Genomic DNA, 14,915 nt, shown 5'->3' on the forward strand with positions numbered 1-14,915 from the left:
CGCCTGAAAAGACACGCGGCGCTGTAATTCCAATAGCCCGCCAGGAAAAGCTCCTTTTCAGGCAGCAAGCAATTCCCCCATCGCAGCGAGGAATCGCCGGTCGATGGCGTCGCGCCTGAGATGGCGTCCGCCCTCCACCTGCTTGCGGCCGCGCGCCCAGACGCAATCGACGGAAATGCCGCCTGCAAACAGCCAGTGATCGAGGGCCTGGTCGCCTGCGAGATAAGGAACGGCCGTGACATCGAGCGATACGATATCGGCGTGATAGCCCTCGACGAGACCTGCCGGTGCTTTCAATGCGGCACCGCCGCCGGCAAGTGCATGGGTAAACAGCGAAAGCGCCGTCGAACCGCCGGGTGCTGCGATGACGTTGCGGGCGCGAAGCGCCAGGCGCTGCGAATATTCGAGCTGGCGCAGTTCCTCCGGCACCGAGATCAGCACGTTGGAATCCGAACCGATGCCGTAACGCCCGCCCTCTTCGAGGAAGAGCGGTGCGGCAAAGGCGCCATCACCGAGATTGGCTTCGGTGATCGGGCAGAGGCCGGCGATAGCGCCGCTTTTCGCCATCCGCCGCGTTTCGTCCTCGGTCATGTGCGTCGCATGGATCAGGCACCAGCGCTCATCCACAGGCGCATGATCGAGCAGCCATTGCACAGGCCGCGCACCGGACCAGGCGATGCAGTCCTCGACTTCCTTCACCTGCTCGGCGACATGGATATGGATGGGGCCGTCCCCCGCCATCGGCACGAGCCGTGTGAGCTCGTCCGGTGTTGCAGCGCGCAGGCTGTGCGGTGCCAGCCCGAGCTCGGCGCCGTCGAGCCGGCCGGTCACTGCCCGGCATCCCTCCATCAGCCTTTCGAAGCTTTCGAGCGAATTGATGAAACGCCGCTGGCCGTCGATCGGGGCAGCTCCGCCGAAGCCGGAATGGGCATAGAAGACCGGCAGCAGCGTCAGCCCGATACCGGCCTCTTCGCTTGCCGCACCGATGCGTTCGGCAAGCTCGGCGATATTGGCGTAAGTGCCGCCATCCCTGTCGTGGTGGAGATAGTGGAACTCGCCGACGCGGGAAAAACCGGCCTCCAGCATCTCTGTATAAAGCTTGGCCGCGACCGCTTCGACATGCTCCGGCGTCATCGCCAGGGCAAACTTGTACATGACAGTGCGCCAGCTCCAGAAGCTGTCATTGGCCGGGCCGCGCACTTCGGCAAGGCCGGCCATCGCCCGCTGGAAGGCATGGCTGTGCAGGTTCGCCATGGCGGGAACGAGGAGAGCGTGGCGTTCGTCGCCGGGCTCGCGAGCAGTGCCGATTTCGACCCGCGCGATGCGCCCGGCCTCGAGCGTCAGCCGCACGTCCTTCTGCCAGCCCTGCGGCGTCAGCGCCGTGTCTGCGTGAAGTGTGGTCATGGCCTTCCCTCTCCTCTTGCCGTGCCGCCGATCTTTCTTTTCCAGAAAAGCGCACAAAATTTCTCTTGTCACCTGTCGATTATGTATATACATGTTTTGGCATAAGGAAAGGCGCAAAGCTGATGACCGGGAACAATTTTTCAGACGAAGCCCCATCTGCCGACACCCGCCCGGCGCTGTGGCGCAATGCGCGGCTGGCCACGCTGGCGCCTGCTAAAGAAGGGCTCGGCATCGTCGAAAAAGGCGCCGTGCTGATCGAAAACGGCCGCATCGCCTTTGCCGGCGCCGAAAGCGAGCTGCCGGCATCGGCCATCGAACATTCCGACATCGTCGATCTCGAAGGCCGCTGGGTAACGCCCGGTCTCGTCGACTGCCACACCCATATCGTTCACGGCGGCAACCGCGCCCGCGAGTTCGAAATGCGCCTTGCAGGCGCGACCTATGAGGAGGTCGCCCGCGCCGGCGGCGGCATCGTTTCCTCGGTGAAGGCGACCAATGCGCTGTCGGTCGAGGAGCTTGTCGCGCAGGCCCTGCCGCGGCTCGACACGCTGCTTGCCGAAGGCGTGACCACGATCGAGATCAAATCCGGCTACGGGCTGAACCGGACCGGTGAAGTGAAGATGCTGCAGAGCGCCCGCCTGCTCGGCCATATCAGACCGGTCCGCGTCGCCACCAGCTATCTCGGCGCCCATGCGACGCCTGTGGAATATAAGGGTCGCAACGGCGATTATCTCGATGATGTCGTCCTGCCCGGTCTCGACGACATGCATGGCCTCGGTCTTGCCGATGCCGTCGACGGCTTTTGCGAGGGCATCGCTTTTTCCACGACCGAGATCGCCCGCGTCTTCGACAAGGCCAAGGCGCTCGGCCTGCCGGTCAAGCTGCACGCCGAGCAGCTCTCCAATCTCGGCGGCGCCAAGCTCGCCGCATCCTATGGCGCGCTTTCGGCCGATCACCTCGAATATCTCGACGAAGATGGCGTTGCGGCGATGGCCGCAGCCGGCACCGTCGCCGTGCTGCTGCCCGGCGCCTTCTACGCCATCCATGAAAAGCAGAAGCCGCCGGTAGAGGCGCTGCGGCGGGCAGGCGTGCCGATCGCGATCGCCACCGATTGCAATCCCGGCACCTCGCCGCTCACCTCGATGTTGCTCACCATGAACATGTCGGCCACACTTTTCGGTCTCACCGTCGAGGAATGCATCGCCGGCGCCACCCGCGAAGGCGCCCGCGCGCTCGGCCTGCTCGACAAGACGGGAACGCTCGAAGCCGGCAAATCCGCCGACCTCGCCGTCTGGAATATCGAAAGCCTTGCCGAACTCGTCTACCGCATCGGCTTCAATCCGCTTCACGCACGCGTCTTCAAGGGCGAAAGGAACGGTCGATGACCATCACGCTCCACCCAGGCTCCGTCTCGCTTAAGGACCTCGAAACCATCTACTGGACCGGTGTGCCGGCAAGGCTCGATCCAGCCTTCGATACGGGGATCGCCAAGGCCGCTGCCCGCATCGCCGAGATCGCCGCCGGCAACGCGCCGGTCTACGGCATCAATACCGGCTTCGGAAAACTCGCCTCGATCAAGATCGACAGCGCCGATGTGACCACCTTGCAGCGCAATCTCATCCTGTCGCATTGCTGCGGTGTCGGCGCGCCACTGCCTGAGAATATCGTGCGGCTGATCATGGCGCTGAAGCTGGTCTCGCTCGGGCGCGGCGCCTCCGGCGTGCGGCTGGAGCTGGTGCGGCTGATCGAAGCCATGCTGGAAAAGGGCGTCATTCCGCTGATCCCGGAAAAGGGCTCGGTCGGCGCCTCCGGCGATCTTGCTCCGCTTGCCCATATGGCGGCGGTGATGATGGGCGAGGCCGAAGCCTTCTTCGCCGGCCAACGCCTCTCAGGCGCCAAAGCCCTCGAAAAAGCTGGCCTCAGACCGGTGGTGCTCGCCGCCAAGGAGGGCCTAGCGCTGATCAACGGCACCCAGACCTCGACGGCGCTGGCGCTCGCCGGCCTCTTCCGCGCCCATCGTGCCGCGCAGGCCGCCCTGATCACCGGCGCGATGTCCACCGACGCCGCCATGGGCTCTTCGGCGCCGTTCCATCCGGATATTCACACATTGCGTGGCCACAAGGGCCAGATCGACACGGCATCAGCCCTTCGCGCGCTGCTCGAAAACTCCATCATTCGCCAGAGCCACATCGAGGGCGACGAGCGTGTGCAGGATCCCTATTGCATCCGCTGCCAGCCGCAGGTCGACGGCGCCTGTCTCGATCTGCTGCGCTCGGTCGCCCGCACCCTTGAAATCGAGGCCAACGCGGTCACCGACAATCCGCTGGTGCTCTCGGACAATTCCGTCGTTTCCGGCGGCAATTTCCACGCCGAACCCGTCGCCTTCGCTGCTGACCAGATCGCGTTGGCCGTCTGCGAGATCGGCGCGATTTCGCAACGCCGCATCGCGCTGCTGGTCGATCCGACCCTCTCCTACGGCCTGCCGGCCTTCCTCGCCAAGAAGCCAGGCTTGAATTCCGGCCTGATGATCGCCGAGGTCACCTCTGCGGCGCTGATGTCCGAGAACAAGCAGATGTCGCACCCGGCCTCGGTCGATTCGACGCCGACATCGGCCAACCAGGAAGACCATGTCTCCATGGCCTGCCACGGCGCCCGCCGGCTCCTCGGCATGACCGAGAACCTGTTCGGCATCATCGGCATCGAGGCGCTGACCGCCGCCCAAGGCGTCGAACTGCGCGCACCGCTGTCGACGAGCCCGGAACTGAGCAAGGCGATCACCGCGATCCGCACCAAGGTTTCGAGCCTCGACGTCGATCGCTACATGGCAAACGACCTCGCCGCCGCCGCCGAACTGGTGGCAACGGGCGCCCTGAACGCCTCGGTTTCGAATGGTATTCTGCCGGTTCTGGAGGGTTGATCGTGATGGTTCTGGACTTGGTACCCCCCTCTGCCCTGCCGGGCATCTCCCCCACAAGGGGGGAGATCGGCTGGTTGGCCCCGCTCGCTCCGACATCAATTGTTTGGCAAAGCCCCATCCACGAGTCAATCTCCCCCCTTGTGGGGGAGATGTCCGGCAGGACAGAGGGGGGTAGCGCCCCAGACACCGGAGCGCTTTGCCTATGACCACACCATACGAAATCCGCCAGGGCACCTCCCCCGTCATCCTCGGCTTCCCCCATACCGGCACCGACGTGCCGCCTGAGATCGCCGACCGCCTCAACGACAACGGCCGCATCCTCGCCGACACCGACTGGCACATCCACCGCCTCTATGATGGCCTGCTCGACAATGTCACAGTGGTGCGCGCCACCTTCCACCGCTACGTGATCGACGCCAACCGCGATCCCCAAGGCGTGAGCCTCTACCCCGGCCAGAACACCACCGGCCTCATTCCCCAGACGGATTTCGACGGCAAGGCGATCTGGAAGGAAGGCGCTGCACCCGATGAGGCCGACATCGCGGCGCGGCTGCGGGATTTTCATGCCCCCTATCATACTGCGCTTGCCGCCGAGATCGAACGCGTCAAGGCAATCCACGGCGTCGCAATCCTCTACGACTGCCACTCGATCCGGTCGCACATTCCCTTTCTCTTCGAAGGCAAGCTGCCGGATTTCAATATCGGCACCGATATGGGAAAGACCTGCGACAGCGCGATCGAGCAGGCGACGCTCACAGTCGTCGCAGCCGCCGAAGGTTACGACGGCGTGCTCAATGGCCGCTTCAAGGGCGGCTGGACGACACGCCACTATGGTCGGCCCGACACTGGTGTGCACGCGATCCAGATGGAGCTCGCACAATCGACCCATCTCCAGACCGAGACTGCGCCCTTTGCCTACGACGCCGCCAAGGCAGACAGACTTCGCGTTCATCTCAAAAACATTCTGGTGCGCATCGAACAGATTGCGCCAGGCCTGAAACGATAACGATCTCTCGACAGGGGAACCGCCATGAACAATCCACGCCATAATATCCGCGAAATCCGCGCACCCCGCGGCAACGATCTCAATGCCAAGAGCTGGATGACCGAAGCGCCGCTGCGCATGCTGATGAACAATCTCGATCCCGACGTCGCCGAAAATCCGAACGAGCTCGTCGTCTATGGCGGCATCGGCCGCGCCGCCCGCACCTGGGAGGATTTCGACCGCATCGTCGCGACGCTGAAGACGCTGACGGAAGAAGAAACGCTGGTCGTGCAATCCGGCAAGCCGGTCGGCGTGTTCCGCACCCACAAGGATGCGCCGCGCGTGCTGATCGCCAATTCCAACCTCGTGCCGCATTGGGCGACCTGGGATCATTTCAACGAACTGGATAAGAAGGGCCTTGCCATGTACGGCCAGATGACGGCCGGTTCGTGGATCTATATCGGCACCCAGGGCATCGTGCAGGGCACTTACGAGACCTTCGTCGAGGCCGGCCGCCAGCACTACGGCGGCAATCTCAAGGGCAAATGGATCCTGACCGGCGGCCTCGGCGGCATGGGCGGCGCCCAGCCGCTCGCCGCCGTCATGGCCGGCGCCTGCTGCCTTGCCGTCGAATGCAATCCCGATTCGATCGATTTCCGGCTCCGCACCCGCTATGTCGACGCCAAGGCGGAGACGCTGGATGAAGCGCTTGAGATGATCGACCGCTGGACCAAGGCCGGCGAGGCGAAGTCCGTCGGCCTGCTCGGTAACGCCGCCGAAATCCTGCCGGAGATGGTTCGCCGCGGCATCCGCCCCGATATCGTCACCGACCAGACCTCGGCCCACGACCCGATCAACGGCTACCTGCCGAAGGGCTGGACGATGGGTGAGTGGAAGGCAAAGCGCGAAAGCGATCCGAAGGCCGTGGAAAAAGCGGCGCGCGCCTCGATGCGCGAGCATGTCGAAGCGATGATCGCCTTCTGGAACGCCGGCGTGCCGACCCTCGATTACGGCAACAATATCCGCCAGGTCGCCAAGGACGAAGGCCTCGAAAACGCCTTCGCCTTCCCGGGCTTCGTGCCGGCCTATATCCGCCCGCTGTTTTGCCGCGGCATCGGCCCCTTCCGCTGGGCAGCCCTTTCCGGCGATCCGGAGGATATCTACAAGACCGATGCCAAGGTGAAGGAATTGCTGCCTGACAACAAGCACCTGCATCATTGGCTCGACATGGCCAGGGAGCGCATCGCCTTCCAGGGCCTGCCGGCGCGCATCTGCTGGGTGGGCCTGGGCGACCGTCACAAGCTCGGCCTCGCCTTCAACGAGATGGTGAGAACAGGCGAACTCTCCGCCCCGATCGTCATCGGCCGCGATCATCTGGACTCCGGCTCCGTCGCCTCGCCGAACCGCGAGACGGAGGCGATGAAGGACGGCTCCGACGCCGTCTCCGACTGGCCGCTGCTCAACGCCCTGCTCAACACGGCGTCGGGCGCCACCTGGGTGTCGCTGCATCACGGCGGCGGCGTCGGCATGGGCTTCTCGCAGCATTCCGGCATGGTCATCTGCGCCGATGGCACGGACGATGCCGCAAGACGCCTCGAGCGCGTGCTCTGGAACGACCCGGCGACCGGCGTCATGCGCCACGCCGATGCCGGCTACGAAATCGCCATCGACTGCGCCAAGGAAAAGGGCCTGCGCCTGCCCGGCATTCTCGGGAACTGAGCCCGGTGAGGATCCTGCGCGCCGGCGATCACAAACGCATGCCCTGGAAAAACGGCAAGGGAGAGACGGTGGAAATCGCCGTCTTTCCACCCGGCGCTTCGATCAACGACTTCGACTGGCGCATCAGCATGGCGACGGTCGCCGAGGACGGCCCGTTTTCGATCTTTCCCGGCATCGACCGCACGCTGGCGATCCTCGATGGCAACGGCATGGTGCTCGATGTCGCAGGCAGCTCGCCCGTGCTGCTGACAACGACAAGCGATCCGCTGGCCTTCCCGGCGGATGTCCCCGTCGCGGCCAGGCTCGAGGACGGAGCGATCACCGATCTCAACGTCATGACGCGCCGTGACGGGCTCGCCCATACGCTGATCCGCATCGACCTCGATGGCAGCAAGACCGTGCGGCTTTCGCCCTCGGCATGCCTGTTGCTTTGCCATCGCGGTGCGGTGTCATTCCGGCGGGAGGACGAGACCGGCGCGCTTGCGGCCGGCGATGCGCTGCTGATCGAGGACGCGACTGCCACCGTGCTGGAAATCGATGGCGAAGCCAGATGTTATCTCGCCTCGATCACCACGGGCTGATCTTCGAACAACTTAAAAACATTAAGCAATCGAGGTTTGACGAAGCATCTGCATAAACCATCGCCATCTCGGGCCATGGACGTCATTCCTCGTTTCGGTCTAAACTTCGCCCTTCTGATGAAGAAGAAGACCTAGACTGCCCGCAACGTGGCGGGGAGCAAGGGAGCAGGCGTGACGGATCCATACGATATTCTCGGCGTTGAACGCGATGCGGACGAGGCGCAGCTGAAGGCCGCCTATCGGCGCCTGGCAAAGGTTGCCCACCCCGATTCAGGCGGTGATTCGGACGCCTTCGCCCATCTGCAGAAAGCCTACGGGCTGCTTCTCGATCCGGTCCGGCGCAAGGTCTACGACGATACCGGCTACGACGTCGAATTCGCCGATGCGGCCGAATTGCAGGCGCTTGTGATGATCGAGAAGCTCGTCACCGACGCAGTCCTCGACGAGCGCGCACCAGGAAGTTTCGATCCCGTCGCCGTCATGCAAGACAGCCTTTCCGAGGAACTGCGCAAGGCGCGTTTCAGCAAGAGCGAGCTGGAGCGCCACGCCTCGCGAATCGGCCTGCATCTGGAGCGGCTAGAAAAACAGTCCGGCCGCGATGTGCTCGCCCACATGTTCCGCGCCCGCATCGAGGCGATATCCAAGGCGGTCTCGGAAACCGAGGCGAAGATCAAGGCGACGGAACGCGCCGCCGACATGATCTCCGGCTATGTCTACGACATCGATCCGCCGCCACTGCCGGATGACGCGGTCACCAGCATCGAATGGGCCGAGCCCTCCAGAAACCGCTCCACCGGCTGACGGCTGATCCTAATAGGACAGCTTCGGATACCAGTCCGGTGCCCGACCTTCCGGCGTCGCATCGAGCACGGTCCAGAGCGGCATCAGGTCGGGCGCGCCGCGCGGATCCTCGCCCGGGTCGGCCGTCGCCTCGCCCATCTCCTCGCTCCAGAAATGGCGAATGGTGCCGTCGCGGCGCGTGAAGACGTTGAAGGCGGCGCCATCGCTGCCGTCTCCGCCGATCGCGCGATAGTCGCGGCTGTAATCGTCCGTCATGTCGGAATAGAGCGGCAGGTGATGCCAGCCGCGTTCCTTCTTGAAGGCGAGCAGCCTTTCGATCGGCGAGCGGGCGACGACGGCCAAGGCTGCGCGCTGCTGGATATCGGGCACCTCGCCGTCCCAGGCCGACAGCAGCGAGGTGCACATCGGGCACGGGCGCTCGCGTTGCGGGCCGAACATGTAGCTGTAGACGATCAGCGTCTCCTTGTCGGCGAAGAGCTCGCTGAAGGATATCGGCCCATCGCTGCCTTCGAAGCGGTAGTCTTTCGTCACCTCGCCGCCCGGCGGCAGCGCCCGGCGCTGTACCGCCACGCGCTCGATGTGCCGGCGCAATTCGATCTCTTCAGCCAGCAGCGCGTCGCGGGCGCTGCGATACGCCTCACTCTCATTGGGAAACCGAACGCCGTTCTTGGCCGCAAGCACGGCGGCGGGTACCAGATGCTGATTATCCATGACGATATCCTCCTTCTATTGCCGCGCGTCTCAGACGCGCAAAGGACGTGCTGAAGCCACGACCGGGTGCCAGCACATCATTACAAGGACGATCGGCTGAGGCGAAAATCGACAGAGCCGACGGAAAATAATCGCCCCGTGCTTTGGCCGGCTCAGCGCCCGGATCGCCAAAGCCCAGCAGATCAAGATCGCGCGTTCCGAAATGCGGACCATCGAACCCGCTCATCATCAGCATTGCGCCCTTCCGAGAGGGCGCCGCCCCGTGAACTCATTTCACCGTCGGCTGCGAAACTCAATGAACGGTGATCACCGGAATGCCGGCTTCGTCGGCGGCACGGATAAGCGCTGCTCGCGCGTCCTGAGCCGGAATTTCCCCATGAATTGCATTCCGGCACGCCCTAATCGCTATGAGATATTCTTCTCCGTCGTCGATCGGCCAGCCAGCCGTCAGCATCTCGGCAGCCTGAAAAAGGGTTGCGACAAGCTTGTATTTTTCCGACCCACTCACAACGAGCATCAGAGGGGCAAACTCTGCAGATGTGCGCCACTTCATGACATTAGGTCTCCCCACAGTAAACATATTAGTAACCGTGCAAGAACCGTTCCGTGATCTCCGCTGGCATGCCGAAGCTGGTTTCGGAGGCTGCATAATGAAAAGGAGAACATGTCTTAAAGGGCGCTTTAGTCGCCTCAGCATCGCCAGCGTCAGCATGGGCACCTGTTGGCAGGGAAACGGTTGCCGGCCTCATTACCCGCCATGCTGAAGCCGATAAGGCCGCCGCCGAAAGATCGATCAGCTCTGCCTTCGGCCGGCTGGCTCCAATGGAGGCGGCGCACAATCGCAGGAAGCTCAATACCTATAAAACAAGAGAGTTATTGACTGAGAGCCTGAGAGGTGCCGGACCTCCGCTCAAAGGTAAGCTCGCGAAAAGAACATCGCGGTCGTCAAAATGGCGACCGCGAGGGTTAGCAACCGGACGACCGATGATGGCAGACGACGTCCAATATGCGCTCCAATCCATCCGCCGATAACGGCTCCAATCGTCATGGGAATGCACTCCTGCCATACAATAGCCCCGGCAAGTATGAAGACGACGACGGCGACCGCGTTGGCGGCTGTGACCATCACCATTCTTGTCGGATTCAGACTCTTGATGTCCCCGCCCCCGAGCGCGCTCCATGCCGCAAGCATCATGAGACCCACCGCGCCGCCAAAATAGCCGCCATAAAGACCGAGAAAGAACTGAACCGTTGCAAACGCCAGAACATTCGCACGTGCCTGCGTCTGGAACCGGGCGCTGAGCCTCGGACCTGCAGTCAGCATCAATGTCGCCACGAGCAAAAGCCATGGCAGGAGACCATCGAAAATCCTGGATGGGGTTAGCAGTAATAGAATGCTTCCGGCCACACCACCCATCACCGTCACGATGGCAATGGGCACCACATTGACGCCGCACACACTCTTAACCCCGTCACGGTAGACCCACGAGCTCGCCATACCGCCGGGAAACAAGGCTAAGGTGCTCGTGGCGTTTGCGGCTACCGACGGCACTCCGACCGATATCAACGCAGGCAGGGATACGAACGACCCGCCGCCCGCCAACGCATTCATGCTGCCTGCTAACAAGCCAGCAAGGAAAAGAAGCATGATATCGTACATGTTCAGGTCGCCTTAGCACCCAAGCCTGATTCCGGCCGAGCCTCTTGTCCAATACCGCCGTCAAATCGCCGCACGCCGTTGCGCGTCCAGAAGAGTCCACCCCACGACCGCCATTCGCCGTAGTCAAGGAAACGCAATCGAGAGCCATTCATCCGATCACCATGAGCGTAACCGATGCTATCCCGAGGAGTACGCCAACCGCCTGATGCCAGCCGAGCCTCTCGTCGAAAACCAAAACGGCGATCGCGTTGATGGCGATGAGCTGCGCGACCGACGATAACGAAATAGCAAGGGAAAGCCCGCTTGTCCGCATGAGAGCGATCATCGAAAGATTGCCTAATGTGTAGAGGACAAGCGCAGTGGCGAGCAGCCAAAGGTTCGAGTTGCTCACGTATGCGCGGGAAGCGGTCGCTCCCGCCAGGAATAGGCAGACGGCTATGAAGAGGATGGCGGCAACACGCATCGATAAACTCCTGCTGACGCGTTTTGTCTAACGCCGGGCGGCCCGTCAATCCATCAGAGACTAGTCCTCGATCTCGAGGTGGGGCCTAGTTGGTAATCAGTCGACGTTACACCCAGCTCGACGGCTTTCGAGGCGCGGGCTTTCTGAGTGCGTCCTTCAACCAGCATTCTGGCTTTTCAAAACATGCCAAACGCCTTGCACGAACTGCCCCGGACATAAGCCATGAAGCACTAGATAGCACCCGGAACATCCAGCCCGAGTAGCTTGTGAAATCGGACATTATGACGTCAGTCGCCTTGTTGGAGGAGTAGGGGCGATGGCATCACCGTTCCGGACCAGCGCGTATCCTTGAGGAAGCAGGAACCGTACTTGCGATGTATGTCATCGCTTTGCACTGCCCCTCACCTGGCCAGGCCGCGTGGCATTTAGAGAACGTGCTCAGTGGCTTAGAGCCGACGACGGAGCGTTGACCCTCATGGCAATCAGACCTGAAAATGTCCGGATGAGATGATCTTCTATGTAACGCTGTCCTCGCCCCTCTGCGTAGAGCAACATCGGCAGCCCGCTCATCGCGTATCTTTCAAACACCCGGCCGCCGACCTCGGGTATGCTGGCGAATAGCGTTGTCCGGTTTGGCCGTATTCCCGGCATGCGCCCTGCGACTGTTTGCTTTGACCGATCGCGGCAGGGTTGAATTCAGGCCGAGCGCCCCTAAACGCTTTGTATCAAGCCTCCGTCGACGCGAATAATCGAGCCGGTAAGATAGGATGCCCGGCGGCTCGCCATGAAAGCGACGACATCAGCATACTCTTGCGGATCACCATAGCGACCAATTGGGATCGACGCCGTGCTAGCTGCCGAGACGTCCTCAACTGATTTGCCTTCTCGCTTGGCTTTCTGTTCGTCAAGGAAGGTGATGCGTTGGGTTGCAACACGTCCCGGAAGCACGACATTGACAGTCACGCCATCGCGGCCGACTTCGCCCGCCAGCGTTTTCGACCAGCCGAGAAGTGACATGCGCAGCGAATTCGAAAGCCCGAGGTTGGGGATGGGCGCCACGACACCAGACGACGTCGAGGTGATGATGCGGCCCCATTTCTTTTCGCGCATCTTCGGAAGAACGGCATCGCTGATGGCGATGACCGACAGTACCATGCTGTCGAAATATTTGCGCCAGTTGTCGGCGCTCTGACCGGATACTAGCGTCGGCGGCGGGCCACCGGTAATGTTGACGAGCACATCAACCGAACCGAACTGCTTTTCGATGGCAGCGAGATTGGGTGCGATCACGTCGAGACTGGCAAGGTCCCACTCCAGTGCCAACGCCGAGCCACCGGCCGTGCGAATATCGGCAACCGTCTTTTCAGCCGCTTCCTTGTTGAGGTCGGCAACCGCGATCTGCGCGTCTTCCGCGGCAAGCGTTTTTGCGATCGCCCCGCCTAATCCCCCGCCAGCCCCCAATACAAGAGCTGTCTTGCCTTTCAATCCCAGATCCATGGTCCGTTTCCTTTCCGTTGTTGTCGATTTTTGTTCGGCATCAGATTAGCCCGCCATCCAGCCGCCATCGACCATCAGGTTAACGCCGGTCATGTAGCTCGCCATGTCGCTGGCGAGGAAAAGCGCGGCACTCGCGACATCGTGTGGCTCGCCGAGCCGCGGCCAAGGCGTGCGACGACGCGAATAATCGAGAGCGTCGGGATCGTTGGCGACACCCGGTTTGCCGGTGACGATCTTGCCGGGGGCGATCGCATTGCAAACGATACCTGTCGCAGCATGGTCGACGGCAATTTGCCGGGTCATTTGCACGACTGCACCCTTGCTGACGCCGTATGGGAAATCACCAGGGCAAGCGACCATGCCGTGCTGCGATGAAATGTTGATGATGCGGCCACGCGTTTCACCGGTCGGCTCCTGCGCCAGAAATTGCTGCGCGGCTCGCTTGCAGCAATAAAAGAACCCGGTGACATTGACGGCGATCACCCTATCCCATTGTTGGGGCGAGGTTTCAAGGAGATTGGTCGAGGTGTAGATCGCGGCATTGTTGACCATGATGTCGAGCCGACCGAACTCTTTCACCGTTTGTGAGACCAGCGCATCGACGTCTGCCCAGTTAGAGATGTCGGTCCTTAGGAACATGCCCTTTCCGCCTGCCGCGACGATGCAGGAAAGGGTCGTTTCACCACCCTCGATCGGGGCCTCGGAGACGTCGGCGATCACGACGGTCGCGCCCTCTTCGGCGTAGCGAAGTGCGATCGCGCGGCCGAGGCCGGAACTCGCGCCAGTGACAATGGCAATTTTCCTATCGAGGAAAGGCATTGGCGTTCCTTTATGCAGTCCTGCGGACGACCTGGCCGCGACGGGGACTAAGAAGCGTTCCGTCTTTGACGATGCGTGCGCCGCGCAGGAAGACGTCGGTCAACCGGCCGGCCGTGCGCTTGCCGTGAAATGGTGAATAGGCGGCACGGGAGGCCTGCTCGGTATTGGTGATAACAGCCGATCGGTCCATATCGACAATTAGAATGTCGGCATCGCTGCCGACGGCAATCGACCCTTTCGAACGTCCAAGTCCGAAGCGATGGGCGGGATTGTAGGCGCAGATCCGCACGAGATCCGGAAGCCCTATTACCTTCTCCGCCACAAGGTCCAGCATCACCGAGAGCAATGTCTGAAGACCCGGCATCCCGCCCGGAATATCTGCGAAAGATCCATAGACTGCCGACTTTTCGGCCGGGCTGTGCGGCGCATGATCCGTTGCCATGATTGTGATCAGGCCCTCAGAGACCGCTCGGCGCAAGGCGGCGACATCGTCGCGGCCGCGAAACGGAGGCGATCCCTTCAGCCGGGCGCCTTCCGTCTCGTAGTCGTCGGATGTGAAGAACAGGTTCTGCGGTGTCGTTTCGACGGTGACATCAGCCATGCTCCGAAGACGGCGCCAGGTCTCGACGCCGAGCCTCGAATTGATTTGACGCACATGCACGCGCGCGCCGGTCTCAGCCGCCGCCAGTACCGCGCGTGCGATACCGCCGGCCTCGGCGAGCGGCGGTCTGCTGGCCAGAAATGCCGGAATACCAACACTGCGCTCACGCAAGCCGGCACCCTCGAGGATCGACTGGTCGCCGGGGGAAACGCCTATCACCGCGCCGGTACCCGCCAGCCGGCGCAGCATCTCGGTGACAGCATCCAGACTATCGAACCGATAGTCGACGGGTACGTCGGCCGTGAACAGTTCAAGAGAGACCGGCGACAAAGCAAGCAGGTCCTCCAGGCTGTCATAACTCTTCGAAACCACGGCCTGAAAGCCGACGTCGACGTGAATACCCCCCGCCGCGCTCGCCATCTTATCCGACAATTGCTGCGCAGTCGCCGTCCAGGGATCGTCCGTCGGCATGTCGAGGATGGTCGTCACGCCGCCGAGCGCCGCTGCGTGCGTGCCGCTTTCGAAATCCTCCTTCTGCGTCATTCCCGGTTCGCGCAGATGAACATGCGCATCGACCAGGCCGGGCAGCACCTTTTTGCCGCTCGCATTGATGAAGCCGCGTGCCATGGCGGGCTCGCCAGGCGCAAGGAGGGCCGCGACGCGTCCGTCGAGAATGCCGATATCCGCAGGAAGTTGACCGCTTGCGTTGACGACCATGCCGCCGTTGATCAGCGTGTCGAACATAGTCGCCTCCGCC

General features: G+C 62.3%; 15 protein-coding genes. 6 read left to right on the top strand and 9 right to left on the bottom strand.

Going from position 1 to position 14,915, the window contains the following annotated elements; translation table 11 throughout:
• Positions 1 to 57: 57 nt before the first annotated feature.
• Positions 58 to 1,404: a formimidoylglutamate deiminase gene (locus tag G9X67_RS03655; RefSeq protein WP_171598105.1), complete on the bottom strand. Its 1,347-nt coding sequence runs from the start codon at positions 1,402 to 1,404 to the stop codon at positions 58 to 60.
• A 122-nt stretch (positions 1,405 to 1,526) separates the two neighbouring features.
• Between G9X67_RS03655 and hutI the strand changes: the two genes are divergently transcribed.
• The 6 genes from hutI (at position 1,527) to G9X67_RS03685 (ending at position 8,407) form a co-directional block, all read left to right on the top strand.
• Complete coding sequence (gene hutI / locus G9X67_RS03660) at positions 1,527 to 2,789, top strand: imidazolonepropionase (RefSeq protein WP_171598106.1); 1,263 nt, start codon at positions 1,527 to 1,529, stop codon at positions 2,787 to 2,789.
• Positions 2,786 to 4,321, top strand: a complete 1,536-nt coding sequence (gene hutH / locus G9X67_RS03665; protein WP_171598107.1) for a histidine ammonia-lyase — start codon at positions 2,786 to 2,788, stop codon at positions 4,319 to 4,321. Before hutI ends, hutH begins: the two co-directional genes overlap by 4 nt.
• 202 nt (positions 4,322 to 4,523) lie before the next feature.
• Positions 4,524 to 5,327: an N-formylglutamate deformylase gene (hutG, locus tag G9X67_RS03670; protein ID WP_138389759.1), complete on the top strand. Its 804-nt coding sequence runs from the start codon at positions 4,524 to 4,526 to the stop codon at positions 5,325 to 5,327.
• A gap of 24 nt (positions 5,328 to 5,351) precedes the next feature.
• Positions 5,352 to 7,025 (top strand): urocanate hydratase, encoded by a 1,674-nt coding sequence (gene hutU / locus G9X67_RS03675; protein ID WP_017992264.1) that lies wholly within the window; start codon positions 5,352 to 5,354, stop codon positions 7,023 to 7,025.
• 5 nt (positions 7,026 to 7,030) lie between these two features.
• Entirely contained in the window at positions 7,031 to 7,606 is a 576-nt protein-coding gene (locus G9X67_RS03680) for a HutD family protein (protein WP_138389760.1), read from the top strand.
• Positions 7,607 to 7,777: 171 nt separating this feature from the next.
• Positions 7,778 to 8,407 carry a DnaJ domain-containing protein gene (locus G9X67_RS03685; RefSeq protein ID WP_171598108.1) on the top strand — a complete coding sequence of 210 codons (630 nt, stop codon included), beginning with the start codon at positions 7,778 to 7,780 and terminating at the stop codon, positions 8,405 to 8,407.
• Between the two features lie 9 nt (positions 8,408 to 8,416).
• Here the strand turns inward: G9X67_RS03685 and G9X67_RS03690 are convergent, their stop codons facing one another.
• The 8 genes from G9X67_RS03690 to G9X67_RS03725 form a co-directional block, all read right to left on the bottom strand.
• Complete coding sequence (locus G9X67_RS03690; RefSeq protein ID WP_171598109.1) at positions 8,417 to 9,118, bottom strand: DUF899 family protein; 702 nt, start codon at positions 9,116 to 9,118, stop codon at positions 8,417 to 8,419.
• Positions 9,111 to 9,353, bottom strand: coding sequence for a hypothetical protein (locus G9X67_RS35390; protein WP_348649095.1), 243 nt, complete (start codon positions 9,351 to 9,353; stop codon positions 9,111 to 9,113). Before G9X67_RS35390 ends, G9X67_RS03690 begins: the two co-directional genes overlap by 8 nt.
• Positions 9,354 to 9,410: 57 nt before the next feature.
• Entirely contained in the window at positions 9,411 to 9,671 is a 261-nt protein-coding gene (locus tag G9X67_RS03700; RefSeq protein ID WP_171598110.1) for a DUF982 domain-containing protein, read from the bottom strand.
• Positions 9,672 to 10,028: 357 nt separating this feature from the next.
• Positions 10,029 to 10,778 carry a sulfite exporter TauE/SafE family protein gene (locus G9X67_RS03705; protein WP_171598111.1) on the bottom strand — a complete coding sequence of 250 codons (750 nt, stop codon included), beginning with the start codon at positions 10,776 to 10,778 and terminating at the stop codon, positions 10,029 to 10,031.
• 148 nt (positions 10,779 to 10,926) lie between these two features.
• Positions 10,927 to 11,241: an EamA family transporter gene (locus tag G9X67_RS03710; protein ID WP_033183755.1), complete on the bottom strand. Its 315-nt coding sequence runs from the start codon at positions 11,239 to 11,241 to the stop codon at positions 10,927 to 10,929.
• A gap of 711 nt (positions 11,242 to 11,952) precedes the next feature.
• Entirely contained in the window at positions 11,953 to 12,738 is a 786-nt protein-coding gene (locus G9X67_RS03715; RefSeq protein WP_171598112.1) for an SDR family oxidoreductase, read from the bottom strand.
• Between the two features lie 45 nt (positions 12,739 to 12,783).
• Positions 12,784 to 13,557, bottom strand: a complete 774-nt coding sequence (locus G9X67_RS03720) for an SDR family oxidoreductase (protein ID WP_171598113.1) — start codon at positions 13,555 to 13,557, stop codon at positions 12,784 to 12,786.
• Positions 13,558 to 13,567: 10 nt separating this feature from the next.
• Positions 13,568 to 14,902: a dihydroorotase family protein gene (locus G9X67_RS03725; RefSeq protein WP_171598114.1), complete on the bottom strand. Its 1,335-nt coding sequence runs from the start codon at positions 14,900 to 14,902 to the stop codon at positions 13,568 to 13,570.
• Positions 14,903 to 14,915: the final 13 nt, after the last annotated feature.

The sequence above is a fragment of the Rhizobium sp. WYCCWR 11152 genome, assembly GCF_013087615.1.
GTDB lineage: Bacteria > Pseudomonadota > Alphaproteobacteria > Rhizobiales > Rhizobiaceae > Rhizobium > Rhizobium indicum.